A 17,995-nucleotide genomic window follows, 5' to 3' on the forward strand; every position below is an offset into this window, starting at 1 on the left:
TTATCAGCTTTCACTTCTTCTGTTTTGAACTCTGTTCCATTTTGAAGCAATTGAACTGTGATGCTTTCTGGGCGTGTGTTGAACTTGTTGTTGTAGTCTTCCACATCTTCGTTCCTGAAACAAATGTAGTTTTCACTTTATTTGGAATATCCAGTTCGACTCCATTTTCAGCATCTGATTTTATTTCAAACTCTACTTTTTTCTGAGGATCGAAATCAATATAGTCTGGAGCTGAAACCTCTTGTACATAATATTTACCTGGTGATAATTGAGGAGTTTCAACTATCCCTTTTTCATTTGTTTTATATTCGCCCCCAACTTGTTCACCAGACTCTTTATACAACTTAAACGAAACATTCGGGATTACTTTTTCTTTATTTCCTTCAATATGTTTAACAATTTTTAGCTTTCCTTTTGGAACCTTGTTACCAGTAGCACCACCGCCAGCTTCCATATTTTCGACTGGGTAACTGCCCGATTCATTAACTGGCTCTTTGTTCCAAACTTGGTAATCAATCGTATAATCATTCTTAAAAAACTCTTGCTTCTTTCCGGCTTCCGTTATAGTAGATGTATAACCAATCGAAAAGGCGGCAAGACGTGCTTTATCCTTATTAAGCACAACTTTAAATGATCTGTCACCAGTAAAGGTAATCGTTCCGTAACCTTGCTTTTCAAACTCTTGTAGCGTTAAATATCGATTACCTAGATAATTATCTACACTTATATAGAAACTATCCTTATTAAGTGTTTGACCTTCCTGTAAATTATCAGTCACAACAATATCACGACTTAACTCTTCTTTATTTAAATTTATATTCAAGAACCAACGTACTTCATTGTCCTTACCTGAGTTCATATCACCAGTTTTATAAAAAAACGGTTGCTTTCCAGGATCTGTGCCACCACCACTACTTGGACCGGTAATTGTTACAGACTGCTTATCTACAGTTGTACCGAAATTGGTTTCAATCTCTTTCTTTTGATCCGTTCCTACATTAGTAGCTTCCACGAAAAAGTTTAAATACCCTTGGATATTTTCATGTGTACTCACTTTATCATTAAATGTACATACCACAGTACCTGCTGTAACTTTACAAGTACCATAGTCATCTAATGGAAACTCTCTATCTAATCCTTTTAATTCTGGAGGCAGTGTTAATGTTAGTGTGTCTCCAGGCTTCAGCCTAAGTCCATCTTTTTCACTGAAGTTTACAGTTACTTTAGTCCGTTCTGTGGTACTTAGATTTGTTTTACCAATCTGAAAACTATCCACAAGTCCTGCTGTGCTTAGCTCCTGTGCATTTGCTACTATAGGTAAAAGACTCTGGCCTATAGTAAACATAAAAATCATTATAATCGAAAAAATTGAAGTTATCCTTTTTAAATACATATTTTCTGTTATCCTCCCTATAAAATTAAATGTTTCTAGATTCTAGGACAAATATACTATGACAAAGATTCTACTATTCAATGTCATTAAGCCACTTTACTAAAATGTGCTTGATAGCTGTTATCATCTTTTTCTCTTTTTTTAACCCTTCTATTATTTAGAAACTTGGAGTTTGGCTCTTATATAGATTCATCTAATTTCTCCGACATTTTACTTCTGGCCTATACCGTTTAACAAAAACAGATACAGGACAGGAAAAATTTTGATAAAGAAATTCAAATTACAAGCACACATGAACGGACCACAGAATAACTTCAAAGCTAGAAGAAGGCAATTCGAAAAGCATTCACGATAAAGCTCATGACAGCCATTGTCGTCTTATTATGCTGTGACATTTTAGAAATTTCTTCAAACCCAATACAAACGTTTGCTCTATAAATGCAAAAATTTCATTGCTGGCAAGTATGAACGAGCTACTTCACAGTAACTATGCGTTTGGTCAACTTCTTTACTTATCCTCCTAAAGAATAACAAGAAGTACCATCTATAATCGAAATTAGCATATCAGCCAAGGAAAGTTACAACTGTGAAACATACTTGGATACTCGTATTCTAAAAGATGTTATTGAAGATGCGTTTTCTGCCATTATAAGTTGAGGTGAAATTGGCCATATGTTAAAACGTTTTGTGTTTACAACGACCTACACACCGAAACAAGTAGAATAAGAAGCATTCTACACCAGCATTTTATAATTAAAAACGCCCTGGATGAAGTATTGTTTGCCTATGCAAGATGAAAGTCATATTCTCCAAATTTGAATACAATGGACCGAATTTGGGGGTAATTAAAAAAGAGTACGATTGTCAACTGATTTCATGTAAATCGTATAGAAATACGAAATTCAGCCTTTTCATTTTTGGAGTATATAAATGAGTGTCGAGAAAGAACACTTTGCCTAATGGGTTCCATGGCTATGTCGAAGAATTAAAATGAGCTTATATATGATGATAATATCAAAACCGAGAGATTTATATCCTTTCATTATTTTTATAAAATCATGAAAACTTTAATTGTACTATTTTAAACATAATCCCCTAGTTTCTTGACTAGGTTGGAAGTTTTCATGATTAATGAATAATTGTTTAAATACTTGGTTAGATGAATTGTTATTTTAGTATTTGGCCTAGCTATAACAATGTTTTTTACAACAGTCACACCATTTCCTAGTAACTTTCCATCAACTAATAATACATATACTGATTTTGGAAATTTCACCCCCAACAATCTATTATTCTAGAATTGTCCCCAAAAATCAATAGTTAATTGTTAGTTTTCTATTCTCACTTCATCACCATAACATGTATTTAGAATAGAAAACTGGCACAAAAAAAAGACAGCTCTGCCATCTCTTTTTTTATTTCAGTTTCCCCTCATCAAGACGTACGTGAGGTTCTCCCCCATACGTCTTTTCGTTGGTCTTTTTTCTTTGACATCTAATCAGTTTATAGACTGATCAGATGTCTTTATATCAACTTGTATATCACTTCTAAACAAAAATAAGTATCTTTTCTTTTGTCTACTACATTTTTTCTGGTGCAGATACTCCTACGATTGCTAATGCATTTTGAAGTGTAGTGCGTACTGCCTTCATTAATTCGTAACGAGCTTTACTTAATTCTAAGTTATCTTGGTTTAATACTTTTTCTGCATTGTAGAAGCTGTGTAATGCTGCTGCTAATTCAAATGCATAGCTTGTAATGCGGTGTGGCAGACGTTTTTGCGCTGCATCCGCAACTACAGCTGGGAATTCACCAAGTTTTTTCAGTAACTCTACTTCTTTCTCAGAAGTAACAAGTTTGTAATTCACGTCTCCGCCTGTAGCTAATCCTAACTCTTCACCTTGACGAAGGATGCTGCATACACGAGCATGTGCATATTGTGCATAGTATACTGGGTTTTCATTAGATTTTGATACAGCTAAGTCCATATCGAAGTCTAAATGAGAATCACCGCTACGCATTGCGAAGAAGTAACGCATTGCGTCCACGCCTACTTCTTCCATAAGCTCACGAAGTGTAACTGCTTTACCTGTACGCTTACTCATTTTCATTTTTTCACCATTTTGGTACAGTTGTACCATTTGGATGATTTCTACTTCAAGTGTTCCTTTATCGTAACCTAGCGCTTGAATAGCAGCTTTCATACGAGGAATGTAACCGTGGTGGTCAGCACCCCAAATGTTGATTAGCTTATCAAAACCACGCTCTAATTTATCACTGTGGTAAGCGATATCTGGCGTTAAGTATGTGTAAGAACCGTCATTTTTAATTAATACACGGTTTTTGTCGTCACCGTAAGTCATTGAACGGAACCAAGTTGCTCCGCCTTCTTCAAAGATTTCGTCACGCTCTTTTAATACAGCAAGAGCCTGATCAATTTTTCCGTTTTTGTATAATGATGTTTCTGAGAACCATACATCAAAGTTAACACGGAAGCTTGCTAAGTCTTTTTGAAGTTTTGCTAACTCATATTTTAAACCGTATGAACGATAGAATTCATAGCTTTCCTCTGCATCAGCTTTTGCATAACGATCGCCAAACTCTTCAGCTAAACGTTTACCGATTCCAATAATGTCCGCACCATGGTAACCGTCTTCTGGCATTTCTTTCTCTAAACCTAAAGCTTGCATGTAACGAGCTTCAACAGAAAGAGCTAAGTTATGAATTTGGTTACCAGCATCATTAATGTAGTACTCACGAGATACATCGTATCCTGCTTTTGCTAATACGTTACATAAAGTGTCACCTACTGCCGCACCACGTGCATGTCCTAAGTGAAGGTCGCCTGTTGGATTCGCAGATACGAACTCAATTTGTACTTTTTCACCTTTACCAGTATTCGTTTCACCGTATGCTTCACCAGCGTTAACGATTGTTGGGATTAAGTCTGTTAAGTAGCTATTATCCATGTAGAAGTTAATAAAACCAGGACCAGCGATTTCAATCTTTTCAATAGAAGCTTTTGCTTTATCGAAGTTTGCAACTAATTCTTCTGCAATCATACGAGGTGCTTTTTTCGCAACGCGTGCAAGTTGCATTGCCATATTTGTAGAGAAGTCACCATTTGTTTTATCTTTTGGCGATTCTAATACAACGTTTGGAATTTGTTCTTCTGTCGCTAATTCTGCCTTTAATACAGCAGCTTGGATTTCTTCTTTAATCAATCCTTTTACTTGTTCTAAAGAATTCATTATTTTGCCTCCTTCAAATTAATTGTAATTGTATATCTGCCAGCTTCTTGTTCACTTAGAAGCAATGCGTACGTTAAGAAGAGTTGTCCTTTTTTCTTTTCATCCGACCATTTAAAAAGAACGTTATCAGTTTTCGTTTGCAATGCAAACGTACCAAGTTCACTCGTATACGTACCAGTTGTCCATTCACCTTTCACATGCGTCTGACGCATAGAAATAGCACCTGAACGCATAATGAGAACTTGTTCATCTTGAATTTTAATAATTGTTTTCACTTCGCCTTGTTCGTTCGGCTCTTGGAATGTTATATATGTACCTTGACCTTTTACATAGTATTGACCATTTGCTTCAAAAGCAACGGCTTCCTTTCTCGCCCCTTCACGGATTTCTGTTACGAAATGAACGTGTACCGGCAAGCCTGCAAGTTGTTTCTTCACGTCTTGCACACCCTTCAAATGTTATAGATATTAAATACTACTTATAATAAATCACTTTTCCTATCATATCAAAAAAAGACTCTGTCTGTCTGCTGAAAAATCAGGAAAACTCCTTTTCAAAAAATAATTCACCTTCACTTTATTTCATATGTTAAAATATTTTTTAAATCTAAATATTCTTTCATTTAAAGGGGTGAATTTGGTGCTACCAACAAAATTAAAAAAAGGTGATGAAATAAGGGTTATTTCACCATCTTGTAGTTTAAGTATTGTCTCAAATACGAACCGAGAGCTTGCCACAAAAAGATTAACCGATATGGGCTTTCACGTTACATTCTCAAAAAATGCTGAAGAAATAGATCGCTTTTCTTCATCCTCTATTGCTTCACGAGTTCAAGATCTTCATGAAGCATTTAGAGACCCTAATGTAAAAGCAATTTTGACGACACTTGGCGGATACAACTCTAACGGTTTATTGAAACATCTCGATTATGATTTAATTCGAGAAAATCCGAAGTTTTTCTGCGGTTATTCTGATATTACCGCTTTAACTAACGCGATTTATGCTAAAACAGGCTTAGTTACATATTCAGGTCCTCACTTCTCTTCATTTGGAATGGAGAAAGGCCTCGATTATACGACCGATTACTTTTTAAAATGCTTAACTTCTAATGAGCCTATTGAAATATTGCCGGCTGAAACATGGAGCGATGATTCTTGGTATATTGATCAGGAAAATCGAGAATTTATTAAAAATGAAGGATATGTTTCAATTCAAGAAGGAGAAACTACAGGAGATATTGTTGGTGGTAATATGAGCACATTTAATTTACTACAAGGTACGCCATATATGCCTAACTTACAGGACAAAATTTTATTTCTTGAAGAGGATAGTTTAACAGAAAAAGCTACTCTTAAAACTTTTGATCGATATTTACATTCTCTTATGCAGCAACCTGACTTTGAACATGTAAAAGGCATTGTTATAGGAAGAATGCAAAAAGGAGCAGAATGTGCGATAGCAGACATTCAAGAAATGATTGCTTCAAAGGTAGAACTTAAACATATACCTATCATTGCAAATGCTAGTTTTGGGCATACAACTCCTATTTTCACTTTTCCCATTGGCGGAAGAGCAACAATCACTTCTAATACAAAGAGCACATCTATTACAATTTTAACGAATTAAAAAAGGAGCGATTTGTTCGCTCCTTTTAAACTTTTTCTATTTTTTGTAATGCCTTTTGCGGGATTGATTCTTTCGGGATTTCAGCCCATCCTTTTCCTTGCATACCCTTTGCATAAATTTTTATAAAATCACCTGTATGCAATTCACGGTTCACTATTCTTTTAATAATTTGTAGCTTTCCGTCTTCCGTATACCCTTTAAATGTATACAAATATTCATCGTCTTTTTTCTCACCTTTATCTATAACTGCATAATAATCTTGTATTTCTTTATTTGAAAAGAAGTTGTCTACAAAAGCATGTACCCCTTCTGTTTTTGTGTTTAAATAATATGCTGTTCCCCCTAAAATAATAGCGAACACAGCTAAAACTTTAATGACCAATTTCATAAATGCGCCTCCTGTTTGCACTTCTTTCTCACTAACCGTATGTCTATACCTGTATTATACGAAAAAAAGCATACTATACTCCATCGAAATGCCTTACACTTCCCTTACATTATTGTAAGACTTTTTCACCTTACAGCAATTTCCGGGCAAAAAGTTTTTCCGTTTAACAAACTTTTATATTATTATTGAATGATACGAATTTTTATTACAAAAATCAAAGGAGACAGTTCTCAAATGGCTATCTTGCAAGGTTTAGCACTATTACTTGTTGTACTCTGTCTATTTACACTTTTTAGTTACCGTGCTCCTTACGGAATGAAAGCAATGGGTGCTTTAGCTAATGCAGCAATCGCGAGTTTTCTTATTGAGGCATTTCACCGTTATATCGGTGGAGAAATGTTTCATAATGACTTTTTACAATCAGTAGGAGAAGCATCTGGTAGTATGAGTGGTGTCGCCGCGGCAATTTTAGTAGCATTAGCAATCGGTGTTTCACCCGTATACGCTGTTTTAATCGGTATAGCTACTAGTGGGTTCGGTATTTTACCAGGATTTTTCGCTGGATACGTTTGTGCTTTCGTCGTGAAATTTCTCGAAAAGAAATTACCAGCTGGTGTAGAATTTTTAGCAATTCTATTTATTGCCGCACCAATTTCACGTGGAATGGCTATGCTTATGGATCCCCTCGTTAATGCCACACTCGGTAAAATCGGTTCTATGATTTCAGTTGCAACTACAGAAAGTCCTATCATTATGGGTATTATGCTTGGTGGATTAATCACAGTTATTTCTACATCTCCATTAAGTTCTATGGCACTAACTGCAATGCTTGGATTAACTGGTTTACCAATGGCAATTGGTAGTCTTGCCGTAGCAGCTTCTGCCCCAATGAACTTCATTTTCTTTAAACGACTAAAAATCTGTTCAAAGAAAGATATAATCGCTGTGGCAATCGAGCCGTTAACACAAGCCGATGTTGTCTCAGCAAACCCAATTCCTATCTATATGACAAACTTTGTTGGCGGTGCGCTTGCCGGTATTATTACGTCGCTATTCCAGCTCGTTAATAATGCACCAGGGACAGCATCACCAATTCCAGGACTTCTCGTGTTGTTCGGATTTAATGATGTAATAAAAGTAACGATTGCTGCCGTATTATGTGGAATCGTTACCACAATTGTTGGATACGTCGGTTCCATTGTGTTCCGCAAATATCCAATCCGTTCTGCTGATGAAATTCGCGGAACTGCTTCGAAAGAGAAAATCGCATAAGAAAAAGAGCTATTCTCATCGTTTGAGAATAGCTCTTTTTTGATGTCGCATGAAGGTAAGTGAAATTATATCAGCGATTTTCCGAATATATCGACCGCAACTTGAATTATATCAGCGATTTTTTAAATATATCGGCGATTCGACAAAGAATATCGACTTACCGACACATAACGACAAAAGTAAAAGCCTCCTATTCATATAGGAGGCTTTTATTTTATCCAGCTACGCCTTCTAGACCCTTGCGTCTAAGAACCTTCCCTGCCAAAAGGTAAAAAGCACCTTTTGCAGGAAAGAACCTTAGTCACCGGGTCTAAACAGTCGGCTTCACTTTTATTTCACCCAACCGAGCAGCATTTCCCGCACGAATTTGCTTGCTGCGATTGGTGTTTGATCACTATGATCGTAGACTGGAGCTACTTCTACTAAGTCTGCTCCGACTACTTTTATATTTGAATTTGCAATTGCTACGATGGACTCTAATAGTTCTTTAGATGTGATACCTCCAGCTTCTAATGTTCCTGTTCCAGGAGCGTGAGCTGGGTCTAATACGTCAATGTCAATTGTGACATAGACTGGGCGTCCTGCAAGTTTCGGTAATACTTCTTTTAACGGTTCTAATACGTTAAATTTATATAAGTTCATACCTACTTCTTTTGCCCATTCGAATTCTTCCTTCATTCCAGAACGAATACCGAAAGAATATACGTTTTCCGGACCAATTAAATCGCACACTTTACGAATTGGTGTAGAGTGGGATAAAGGCTCTCCCTCATATGACTCACGTAAGTCAGTATGAGCATCCATATGGATGATTGCTAAATCCGGATATTTTTTTGCCATTGCCTTAAAAATTGGCCAAGACACTAAGTGCTCTCCGCCGAGACCTAGTGGAAACTTACCGGCATCTAATAGTTTTGCTACATATTCTTCAATCATGTCTATGCTGCGCTGTGGGTTCCCAAATGGTAATGGAATATCACCCGCATCAAAGTACTTTACTTCTTCTAGTTCACGATCTAGATATGGACTGTATTCCTCTAGTCCAATCGATACTTCACGAATACGTGCAGGGCCAAAACGAGAACCTGGACGGTAGCTTACTGTCCAATCCATTGGCATCCCGTAAATAACTGCCTCTGACTCTTCAAAACTTGGATGACTTTTAATAAATACTTTACCTGAATAAGCTTCATCAAAACGCATATTCTTTTCCTCCTTATGTGGAACTTAAGGTATCCCAACCTTTCACTATTTCTCAAATTTGGAGCGTACTGCTCCTCTTTCTCGATTTACCGGGTCTTCTTTTTTAACGATAAGAAGACGATTTTCTTTACAGAAGTGCAAGTAGCTAGCATGTTCAAGTCTTCTGGACAAACACCTTAAATGAACTACTTGCACCTTATTTGTTCGAACTCGATTTTCTTACTTAATTAAATCGCCAACAAATTTCGGTAGTACGAATGCTGCATTGTGTAATTCTTTTGTGTAATATTTCGTTTCGATTTCGTGGAAACGCTCTTCACTTACTTCTAATGGATCATGTTTTTTAGATCCGATCGTGAACGTCCAAAGTCCACTTGGATACGTCGGAATGTTTGCTGTGTATAGACGAGTAATTGGGAAAATCTCTTTTACGTCTTTAAATACAGTTGTAATTAGTTCTGGTGTAAACCAAGGGTTGTCCGTTTGGGCAACGAAAATACCATCTTCTTTTAACGCTTTTGAAATTCCAGCGTAGAAGCCTTTTGTAAATAAGTTTACTGCTGGGCCTACTGGCTCAGTAGAATCTACCATAATTACGTCATATTCGTTTTCGCTTTCTGCGATGTGTAGGAAACCGTCTCCTACTTTTACTTCTACACGTTCATTATCTAATGCACCTGCAATTGATGGTAAGTACTGCTTAGAGTACTCAATTACTTTTCCATCGATTTCAACAAGAGTTGCTTTCTTCACGCTTGGGTGTTTTAACACTTCACGAATAACACCACCATCGCCTCCGCCAACAACTAATACGTTTTCAGGGTTTGGATGTGTAAATAAAGGTACGTGCGCTACCATTTCATGATAAACGAACTCGTCCTTTTCTGTTGTCATAACCATGCCATCTAAAATAAGCATGTTTCCAAACTCTTCCGTTTCAACCATATCAAGTTTTTGGAATTCTGTTTGCTCCGTATGTAATGTGCGGTTAATACGCGCCGTAATTCCAAAATGCTTTGTTTGTTTTTCAGTGAACCATAGTTCCATCGTACAATCACGCCTTTCGCTGCAAATTTATAATAGGGACATCATTAATGTCCCCTAACAAAAATAAAACAAAACATCCAAAAAGTATAGTTAAAAGTACAAAAATACCGAAAATATATTTTAGTCAGAGGGTTCTAACATATATGCGAAAAGGGTTTGCTCTGTAATAGGAAAGAAAACCCTTTCTTAAGAAAGGGCTTTTGTCTCTATTTCTACCGGCTTACGAATCGGAATTAAGATCATAACGCAACCAACTAACACAACAATTCCACCGACTAAAAACGGGCTTTGCGGCGAAACTGTATGACCGATAACTCCTGATAAAATTGGAGCAATTGCGCCTCCTAACCAACGAACGAAGTTATAAACACCTGATGTAATAGATCTTTCATAAGGTGAAATATCCATTACATAACTTGTAAATAACGCATTATTTAATCCTGATGCTAATCCAGATAGGACGATTAATACGATTTGTAACCACATAATTTTTACGAAGAATAGTGCAATTAATAACATCGCAAATACGAGTAAACTACCCTTTAACACTGTTTTTGGTTCATATTTACCTTCTAGCTTATGTGCTAAAATTGCTGATCCGTAAGCTAGCGCTAATCCCCATCCACAAAATACAAATCCTAATTGAATAGCAGATAAATGCATAATAAGTGGTGAATATGCTAAAACGACGAAAAATCCGTAGTAATATAACATCCCTGAAATGGCACCTTGCATAAACGGTTTATACTTCACCAAGTTAAGTAATTCCCCCATGCCTGCTGCTTTACGCTTCACTTTTCGCTCCGGTTCTTTTACAAAAAAGAAAACTAAAATAAATGCTAAGGAAATTAAAATACTCGTCGCAAAAAATGGGTAACGCCAAGAATGTCCACCTAATATTCCGCCTAATAATGGTCCACCTGCCATCCCTAAACCAATGGCTGCTTCATATAGTCCTACTGCTTCATGAACTTCTTTACTTAATGCAATTAATAATGTCATCGCCGTTGCGAAGAACATCGCATTTCCTAATCCCCACCCAGCGCGGAAAATAGATAATTGAGCAATCGTTTGCGATATACCACATATAAATGCAAATACAGTCACAATCGCAAGACCAATCGTCATCATTCGTTTATCACCAAATCTTGATGCAAATATTCCAGCTGGTAACATCATAATTGCCATCGTTAAAATATATGATGTAAATAACATCTCGACTTGCCAATGCGATGCACCAATTTGTTCAGCAATACTTGGTAAAATTGGGTCGACTACCCCTATACCTGAAAAGGCAAGGAAGGTAGCCACCACTGTAATCAATCTCCCTAATTTTTGTTTGCTCTCCATTTTGATTACTCTCCTTTTGTATTCTCTAAAAATGTAACTGCACGGCTTAAACTATCCTCTAGCTCTGCCTTCACGCGCTGCATTTGCTCCATTTTCTCGTCTAACGTTTGCACTTGTTCTTCAAGCATCTCTTTAATTTCTTGAATCACTTCACGGTCACGCGGATTCTCACTATTTCTTCTTTGTTCCATTCTTTCTTTTAACGATAAGAAATGTTGCATTTCTTGAAGCGTAATTCCTAGCACTTCTTTCGCTTCCACAATCCTTTTAATTCTTGCAATGTCCTCGTCTGTATACAGGCGAATATTCCCTTCACTGCGTTCTGGGGGATGAATTAAACCAATTTCCTCATAATAACGAAGTGTACGCTTTGTTAAACCAACTTGCTTTGTTACTTCATCAATTTTATACATGTGTATTCCTCCCTTCACCGGATCATTACATTTTACGTTAACGTTAACTTTTGTGCAACTATTATACTTTTGTAAATGTTTTCATATGAATTGTATTTTTCTCAAAGCAGTTTCATAATGAAAGAAAAGAGATGATAAGGAGATTTCCAAATGAATAAACCACTTATTTTCGCTCATCGCGGGGTAAAAGGAACACACCCAGAAAATACGATGATTGCCTTCCAAGAGGCTGAACGCATTGGTGCTCACGGAATTGAACTTGATGTTCATCTATCAAAAGATGGTGAACTAGTTGTTATTCATGATGAAACAGTGGACCGTACAACAAATGGCGTGGGACTTGTTTCTGAGAAAACTGTAGAGGAATTACAAGCTTTAGATGCTGGTAGCCATAAAGATCCTTCTTTCCATGAGGTGAAAATCCCAACGTTACGAGAAGTATTTATTTGGCTCTCTACAACAAACTTACAACTTAACATTGAATTAAAAACAGATGTTATTCACTATCCAATTATTGAAGAAAAGGTCGTCGCTCTCGTTCGTGAATATCATCTATCCAATCAAATTGCATTTTCATCATTTAACCACGATTCCGTTTCATTATTAGCAGAAATTGCTCCAGAAATTCCAAGAGCGATTTTGTACGATACACCACTTGCAGATCCTATTGCTGAAGCAAAAAAACGTGGGGCAACTGGATTACATCCAAACTTTCAATTATTAACGAAAGAGTTTGTCCAATTAGCACAGGGGCAAGGATACGTTTTTCGTCCTTACACCATTAATGAATATAAAGATTTACAAACTATGATTGATTACGGCGTAGATGTTATTATTACCGATTGGCCAGCGCGTGCTTTTGAGCTCCTTTCTTAAATGAAGGGGCTCTTTTTATTTTGGAAATTTCATTGTTTAAAATAAACGAAAACCCTCAATACTAATACAATAATGCTTGTATTAATGAGGGGCTGAAAAAGATGGATCAAACTATGAATCCAAAACTTAAAAAATATAAACGTCTTTTCTTCACCGTAATGTTTTCTTGTGTTCTTTTTTTCGTTTTTTCCTTTTTTATTATCATTGTAGCTGCAAAAATTATGGGACCTCCCCCTGTTGCGGTTCCGCAAACGAGTGTCTTTTACGCTAATGATGACACTGTTATAGGACAAAGTAATGAAATGCAAAAACGCTATAATGTATCTCTCGATGAAATTTCTCCTTATGTAAAAGGGGCGACACTATCTATTGAAGATCAACGATTCTACAAACATCATGGCTTTGATATGAAGCGCATTGCTGGTGCCATTGTTGCCGATTTAAAAGCAATGGCAAAAGTACAAGGTGCTAGTACTATCACACAACAGTATGCTCGTAACCTATACTTAGATCATGATAAAACGTGGAAGCGTAAACTATTAGAAGCAATGTATACCGTTCGTCTTGAAGTGAACTATAATAAAAATCATATTTTAGAAGGGTATTTAAATACAATTTATTACGGGCATGGTGCTTACGGAATTGAAGCTGCTTCCCGCCTGTATTTCGATAAAACTGCAAAAGAATTAACATTAGCAGAAGCTAGTATGCTCGCAGGCATTCCGAAAGGACCTAGTTTCTACTCTCCCTTTTTAAAAGAAGAGCGTGCTAAAGGGCGTCAATCTCTCATACTAAATGAAATGGTAGAACAAGGGTATATTACAAAACAGCAAGCTGCCTCAGCCAAAAAAGAAACACTTACTTTTGCCTCATTGGATACGAAAAAAGTTGCAGAAATTGCACCTTATTTCCAAGATGCTGTACAAGCTTCTCTTCTTCGTGATATCGGATTAGATGAGCAAGCCTTACAGCGAGGTGGCTTGCGTATTTATACAACGCTAGACCCTAAATTACAATCTGTAGCAGAGCAAGCTGTAAAAAATCATATACCTGAAACAACAAACATCCAAACTGCCCTCGTCTCTATGAATCCAAAAACGGGTGAAGTGGCTGCCCTTGTTGGTGGAACTGATTATAATACGAGTCAATTTAACAGGGCTACACAAGCCGCTCGTCAGCCCGGTTCTACATTTAAGCCGTTCCTATATTATGCAGCCTTAGAACGAGGATTCACCCCTGCCACACGCTTAAAAAGCGAATACACGGTATTCACTTTAGGTGACGGTGTTTCAAAGTATAAACCAAAAAACTATAAAAACTATTATGCAGACGATTTTGTGACAATGGCACAAGCACTCGCTGTTTCTGATAACGTATATGCTGTGAAGACGAATTTATTTTTAGGCGAAGACATTCTTACAAAAACAGCGAAGCAATTCGGCATCGCTAGCGCATTAAAAGATGTTCCGTCTCTCGCTCTCGGCACATCTCCTGTAAAACCAATTGAAATGGTCAATGCTTATAGCATGTTTGCAAACGGTGGGAAAGAAGTAAAACCAATCTTTATAAGGCGCATCGTTGATCATGAAGGAAATATGCTATACGATGCTCATTTAGAAAGTAAACAAGTTCTAGATAAAAGCAAAGCCTTTGTGATGGAAGAAATGATGACAGGTATGTTTAATAAAAAACTAAGCAGTTATGCCGCTGTGACCGGTCAATCGATGTTATCAAAACTATCAAGAACATATGCCGGGAAATCTGGCTCTACAGAAACTGATAGTTGGATGATTGGATTTACCCCGCAACTTGTAACAGGGGTTTGGATTGGATACGATCAACCTAAATCCATTTCAAATGTAGCAGAACAAGGATACGCGAAAAAAATATGGACCGATACAATGGAAAAAGGATTAGATGGACAGCCTAAAAAAGAGTTCAAACAACCAACAGATGTTGTTGCTGTCGACGTTAACCCTGAAAACGGTAAGATTGCGACAAAAAATTGTCCCATTTCTGTGAAGATGTATTTCGCAAAAGGTACAGAGCCAACAGAGTACTGTATGGATCACGTTGATGGTAAGGAAGAATTCGAAAAGGTTAGTGAAGAAAAGAAAAAGACGGGTTGGTGGAAAAAATATCTCCCGTGGTAAGAAAGAAGGCTATTGATATTCCTTGTCGAATCGCTGATATATTTTCATATCCCATAGTCCTATTCACAAAATAAAAAGGATGCCTCACTAGTCAAAAATCGACTAATGAGACATCCTTTTCTTTTATTCACCTAATAATGCACGTCGCAATTCTTCACTAGATTCATTCCAAATTGCTTCATTATGCTCTTTTAAGAATGTACCAAGTACTTTTTTAGATGATTCATCCATATGATCAATCATGATGTGACGCTTTAGTGATTTATCCATTTTGTTTACATGCTCTGGAAGTGATTTATATCCGCGTCGAATTTCACGATCAACTGTCATTTCACAAGCAGTTACACCTGCGTAATATGCACCGTTTGGTGTTCTTTCAATCGTTACCCAAACGAGCCAAAATGGTTTTCCGTTTGGAACTTCATCTTTATTTGTTAAAAACTTAATTCCTTTTTCTACTGTACTACGTGCATGCATCGCACCGATATCAACGAACGCAGTTTTCTCTAATACATCAACAAATACAGGAGAAATATTTTCTAGGCTTAATGCCCCAACACCAAATCCACCATGTCCATCTGTGGAGTCATTCTTCACGATATTAAAACCGATTTTTTTCTTTTTCTCTGTCATATGTAAATTCCTCCTCACTTAATAATTATAGGAGCCCGAAAATAGGCGCAATGATACTTTGTAAAAATACTAATACATACGGAATAACTACATTGAAAATAGGCTGAATTGTGTAATTGCTAAGCGGTGTAATAACAAGAATTAATAACGCAATTGATCCATACTTTTCATACTGTGTCATTTTCGCACGAATATTTGCTGGTGCTAAATCTTCCACAACGCGATACCCATCAAGTGGTGGAATCGGTAATAAGTTAAATACAAGTAAAACAATATTAAGCCCAATGAAAATTTGGAAGAACTGACTTAACGTATCTGCTACTGCAGGTGGAACCGCATCTAACACACCAAACGTTATTAAGCTATACCAAATAATTAAACCAATTGCACTTAAAATAAGATTACTTATCGGTCCCGCAATAGAAACTAATATTCCCGCAAGACGCGGTCTTTTAAAGTTATACGGGTTAACAGGCACTGGTCTTGCCCAACCGAATCCAAGAATTAATACAGCAATCATCCCGATAGGATCTAAGTGAGCCATCGGTGATAACGTTAACCGTCCTTGTTTCTTTGCTGTATCGTCTCCAAATTTATATGCAACATACGCATGTGCAAATTCATGCACAGATAGCGCAATAATAATCGCCATTGCTACCAATGGAATTTGGTGCAACGGATATCTAAATAACTGATCCATAGTTCATCTCCTCTTCAATATGTCCAAAAAAGAAATTATTTGTTTTTCCGATTGTTCTTCCTCATAATCCGCTATAATAAGAGTGTAACTTACATAAAAGGAGCGATTGTACATGCCATACGTAACAGTGAAAATGCTAGAAGGACGCACAGAAGAACAAAAGAAAGCTCTTGCTGAGAAAGTAACAGCAGCAGTAAGCGAAACAACTGGTGCTCCTGAAGAAAACATCGTTGTTTTCATCGAAGAAATGTCTAAAAACCATTATGCAGTTGGCGGAAAACGCTTAAGCGACAAATAATTTCAAGTTTTTTCATAAGAAGCAGCTCTTAGCTGCTTCTTATTTCTTTCCTTCTAACAACTCGATAATTCTCTCTTTATATTTTCCTTTTCTTCCATCTTCATAGATTAAATCATGTGGATAGAATAGCTTTTGATCCGTTCGCTTCTTACCTGTAATCGCCTCAACAATATCCGATTCACGCGAAAGCTCTCTAAGTTCCCCGTTCGGCATAAGAAGTAAAATTGGCAGACGCTCTTCTTCTTCTCCTGCGCGGTAAAAGTCATACGGTAAATCCGATGTTGAATCAACAACTAAATAATACTCTGGATCTAGTCCAATCTTTTTAAATAAGCTACTTAATTCCATCCAATTATCTAAACCGTGTTTATCTGTAAACTCTACATATTTAAATAGATTTCGATTCATAAAACGGCGACATAAGTCACTTAAAATTGGATCTTCTTCGTCTTGCCATACTTGGAAGTAATAATACATTACGTTCTCGTCTAGCTTTAAATAGTCCTCTACTGTTACTTCTTCTTCAAATAAAGAATAGAAATGAACAGGATGATATTTAAACGCATAATACTTCTCATGCAGTGATTTAGCTCGGTGTAAAATCTTCGTTAAAATTACTTCTGCACTACGTGTTACTGGATGGAAATATACTTGCCAATACATTTGATAACGACTCATAATATAATGTTCTACAGCATGCATACCACTATTTTTAATGACAACTTGATTACCATACGGGCGCATGACACGCAGTATACGTTCCATATCAAAGTTCCCATACTTTACACCAGTAAAATATGCATCTCTTAATAAATAATCCATACGATCAGCATCAATTTGGCTTGAAATCATACTAATCGCTAATTTATTAGTAGATGTTTTCGCAATTACATCTGCTACCTTTTGCGGGAAATCTTTATCCACACGGCTTAATACACGATTAATTTCCGTATCACCAACGATAATCTTTTGCGTAAATTTCTCATGATCTAACGAAAATACTTTTTCAAACGAATGAGAAAATGGGCCGTGACCAACATCATGAAGTAATGAAGCACATAAACATAACAATCTATCTTCAGCATTCCAATTTGGTCTGCCATCAAACACATCATCAATCATACGACGAATAATTTCATATACACCTAACGAATGAGTAAAGCGACTATGCTCTGCACCGTGAAATGTAAAAAATGTCGTTCCAAGCTGCTTAATACGGCGCAAGCGTTGAAATTCTTTCGTTCCGATTAAATCCCAAATAACGCGATCACGCACGTGCACATATTTATGTACTGGGTCTTTAAACACTTTTGTTTCGCTGAGTTTGTCGTTTAAATATACCACTTTCCGACATCCCCCTTTCTTTACTGCATTCTTACTATATATTATAAA

At 36.7% G+C, this 17,995-nt stretch carries 16 protein-coding genes and 1 pseudogene; 5 read left to right on the top strand and 12 right to left on the bottom strand.

Annotation, left to right across the window (positions count from 1 at the left end):
• The 4 genes and pseudogenes from V7038_RS21000 to V7038_RS21015 form a co-directional block, all read right to left on the bottom strand.
• The coding region (locus V7038_RS21000; protein WP_335695610.1) for a Cna B-type domain-containing protein at window positions 1-104 on the bottom strand (104 nt) is incomplete at its 3' end.
• 122 nt (window positions 105-226) lie between these two features.
• Window positions 227-1,393: pseudogene (locus V7038_RS21005) on the bottom strand (collagen binding domain-containing protein); the annotation flags it as partial.
• Between the two features lie 1,580 nt (window positions 1,394-2,973).
• Window positions 2,974-4,644, bottom strand: a complete 1,671-nt coding sequence (argS, locus tag V7038_RS21010) for an arginine--tRNA ligase (protein ID WP_002113097.1) — start codon at window positions 4,642-4,644, stop codon at window positions 2,974-2,976.
• A complete protein-coding gene (locus V7038_RS21015; protein WP_002113098.1) occupies window positions 4,644-5,081 on the bottom strand; it encodes a DUF1934 domain-containing protein in 438 nt (145 codons plus the stop codon). The genes argS and V7038_RS21015 overlap by 1 nt, the downstream gene beginning before the upstream one ends.
• Window positions 5,082-5,229: 148 nt before the next feature.
• On the opposite strand from V7038_RS21015, the gene V7038_RS21020 reads away from it, so the two are divergent.
• On the top strand, window positions 5,230-6,270 hold the full coding sequence (locus tag V7038_RS21020) for a S66 family peptidase (protein WP_171903078.1): 1,041 nt from the start codon (window positions 5,230-5,232) through the stop codon (window positions 6,268-6,270).
• 25 nt (window positions 6,271-6,295) lie between these two features.
• Here the strand turns inward: V7038_RS21020 and V7038_RS21025 are convergent, their stop codons facing one another.
• Window positions 6,296-6,658: a YxeA family protein gene (locus tag V7038_RS21025; protein ID WP_002113100.1), complete on the bottom strand. Its 363-nt coding sequence runs from the start codon at window positions 6,656-6,658 to the stop codon at window positions 6,296-6,298.
• A 234-nt stretch (window positions 6,659-6,892) separates the two neighbouring features.
• Between V7038_RS21025 and V7038_RS21030 the strand changes: the two genes are divergently transcribed.
• Window positions 6,893-7,930 carry a PTS sugar transporter subunit IIC gene (locus V7038_RS21030; RefSeq protein WP_070140174.1) on the top strand — a complete coding sequence of 346 codons (1,038 nt, stop codon included), beginning with the start codon at window positions 6,893-6,895 and terminating at the stop codon, window positions 7,928-7,930.
• A 330-nt stretch (window positions 7,931-8,260) separates the two neighbouring features.
• On the opposite strand, the gene speB is transcribed toward V7038_RS21030, so the two are convergent.
• The 4 genes from speB to V7038_RS21050 all read right to left on the bottom strand — a co-directional run bounded on the left by speB (window position 8,261) and on the right by V7038_RS21050 (window position 11,943).
• On the bottom strand, window positions 8,261-9,133 hold the full coding sequence (speB, locus tag V7038_RS21035) for an agmatinase (RefSeq protein WP_002113102.1): 873 nt from the start codon (window positions 9,131-9,133) through the stop codon (window positions 8,261-8,263).
• A 219-nt stretch (window positions 9,134-9,352) separates the two neighbouring features.
• Window positions 9,353-10,180 (bottom strand): polyamine aminopropyltransferase, encoded by an 828-nt coding sequence (gene speE / locus V7038_RS21040; RefSeq protein WP_070147064.1) that lies wholly within the window; start codon window positions 10,178-10,180, stop codon window positions 9,353-9,355.
• Between the two features lie 186 nt (window positions 10,181-10,366).
• Window positions 10,367-11,530 (bottom strand): MFS transporter, encoded by a 1,164-nt coding sequence (locus V7038_RS21045; protein WP_070170731.1) that lies wholly within the window; start codon window positions 11,528-11,530, stop codon window positions 10,367-10,369.
• A 5-nt stretch (window positions 11,531-11,535) separates the two neighbouring features.
• Window positions 11,536-11,943, bottom strand: coding sequence for a MerR family transcriptional regulator (locus V7038_RS21050; protein ID WP_002113105.1), 408 nt, complete (start codon window positions 11,941-11,943; stop codon window positions 11,536-11,538).
• Window positions 11,944-12,093: 150 nt separating this feature from the next.
• Between V7038_RS21050 and V7038_RS21055 the strand changes: the two genes are divergently transcribed.
• Window positions 12,094-12,819, top strand: coding sequence for a glycerophosphodiester phosphodiesterase (locus tag V7038_RS21055; RefSeq protein WP_335695607.1), 726 nt, complete (start codon window positions 12,094-12,096; stop codon window positions 12,817-12,819).
• Window positions 12,820-12,920: 101 nt separating this feature from the next.
• Window positions 12,921-14,972, top strand: coding sequence for a transglycosylase domain-containing protein (locus tag V7038_RS21060; protein WP_002113107.1), 2,052 nt, complete (start codon window positions 12,921-12,923; stop codon window positions 14,970-14,972).
• Window positions 14,973-15,095: 123 nt separating this feature from the next.
• On the opposite strand, the gene V7038_RS21065 is transcribed toward V7038_RS21060, so the two are convergent.
• Together V7038_RS21065 and V7038_RS21070 are read right to left on the bottom strand one after the other, a co-directional pair.
• On the bottom strand, window positions 15,096-15,605 hold the full coding sequence (locus V7038_RS21065) for a YwhD family protein (protein WP_002113108.1): 510 nt from the start codon (window positions 15,603-15,605) through the stop codon (window positions 15,096-15,098).
• A 25-nt stretch (window positions 15,606-15,630) separates the two neighbouring features.
• The gene (locus tag V7038_RS21070; protein WP_002113109.1) at window positions 15,631-16,305 is read right to left on the bottom strand and encodes a site-2 protease family protein; all 675 of its coding nucleotides are present in this window, start codon (window positions 16,303-16,305) and stop codon (window positions 15,631-15,633) included.
• A gap of 112 nt (window positions 16,306-16,417) precedes the next feature.
• On the opposite strand from V7038_RS21070, the gene V7038_RS21075 reads away from it, so the two are divergent.
• A complete protein-coding gene (locus tag V7038_RS21075; RefSeq protein WP_001147171.1) occupies window positions 16,418-16,603 on the top strand; it encodes a 2-hydroxymuconate tautomerase in 186 nt (61 codons plus the stop codon).
• Between the two features lie 39 nt (window positions 16,604-16,642).
• Here the strand turns inward: V7038_RS21075 and V7038_RS21080 are convergent, their stop codons facing one another.
• Window positions 16,643-17,947, bottom strand: coding sequence for an HD domain-containing protein (locus tag V7038_RS21080; RefSeq protein ID WP_002113111.1), 1,305 nt, complete (start codon window positions 17,945-17,947; stop codon window positions 16,643-16,645).
• Between the last annotated feature and the right edge of the window lie 48 nt (window positions 17,948-17,995).

This window comes from Bacillus sp. JJ783, from assembly GCF_036963225.1.
Taxonomy (GTDB): domain Bacteria; phylum Bacillota; class Bacilli; order Bacillales; family Bacillaceae_G; genus Bacillus_A; species Bacillus_A cereus_U.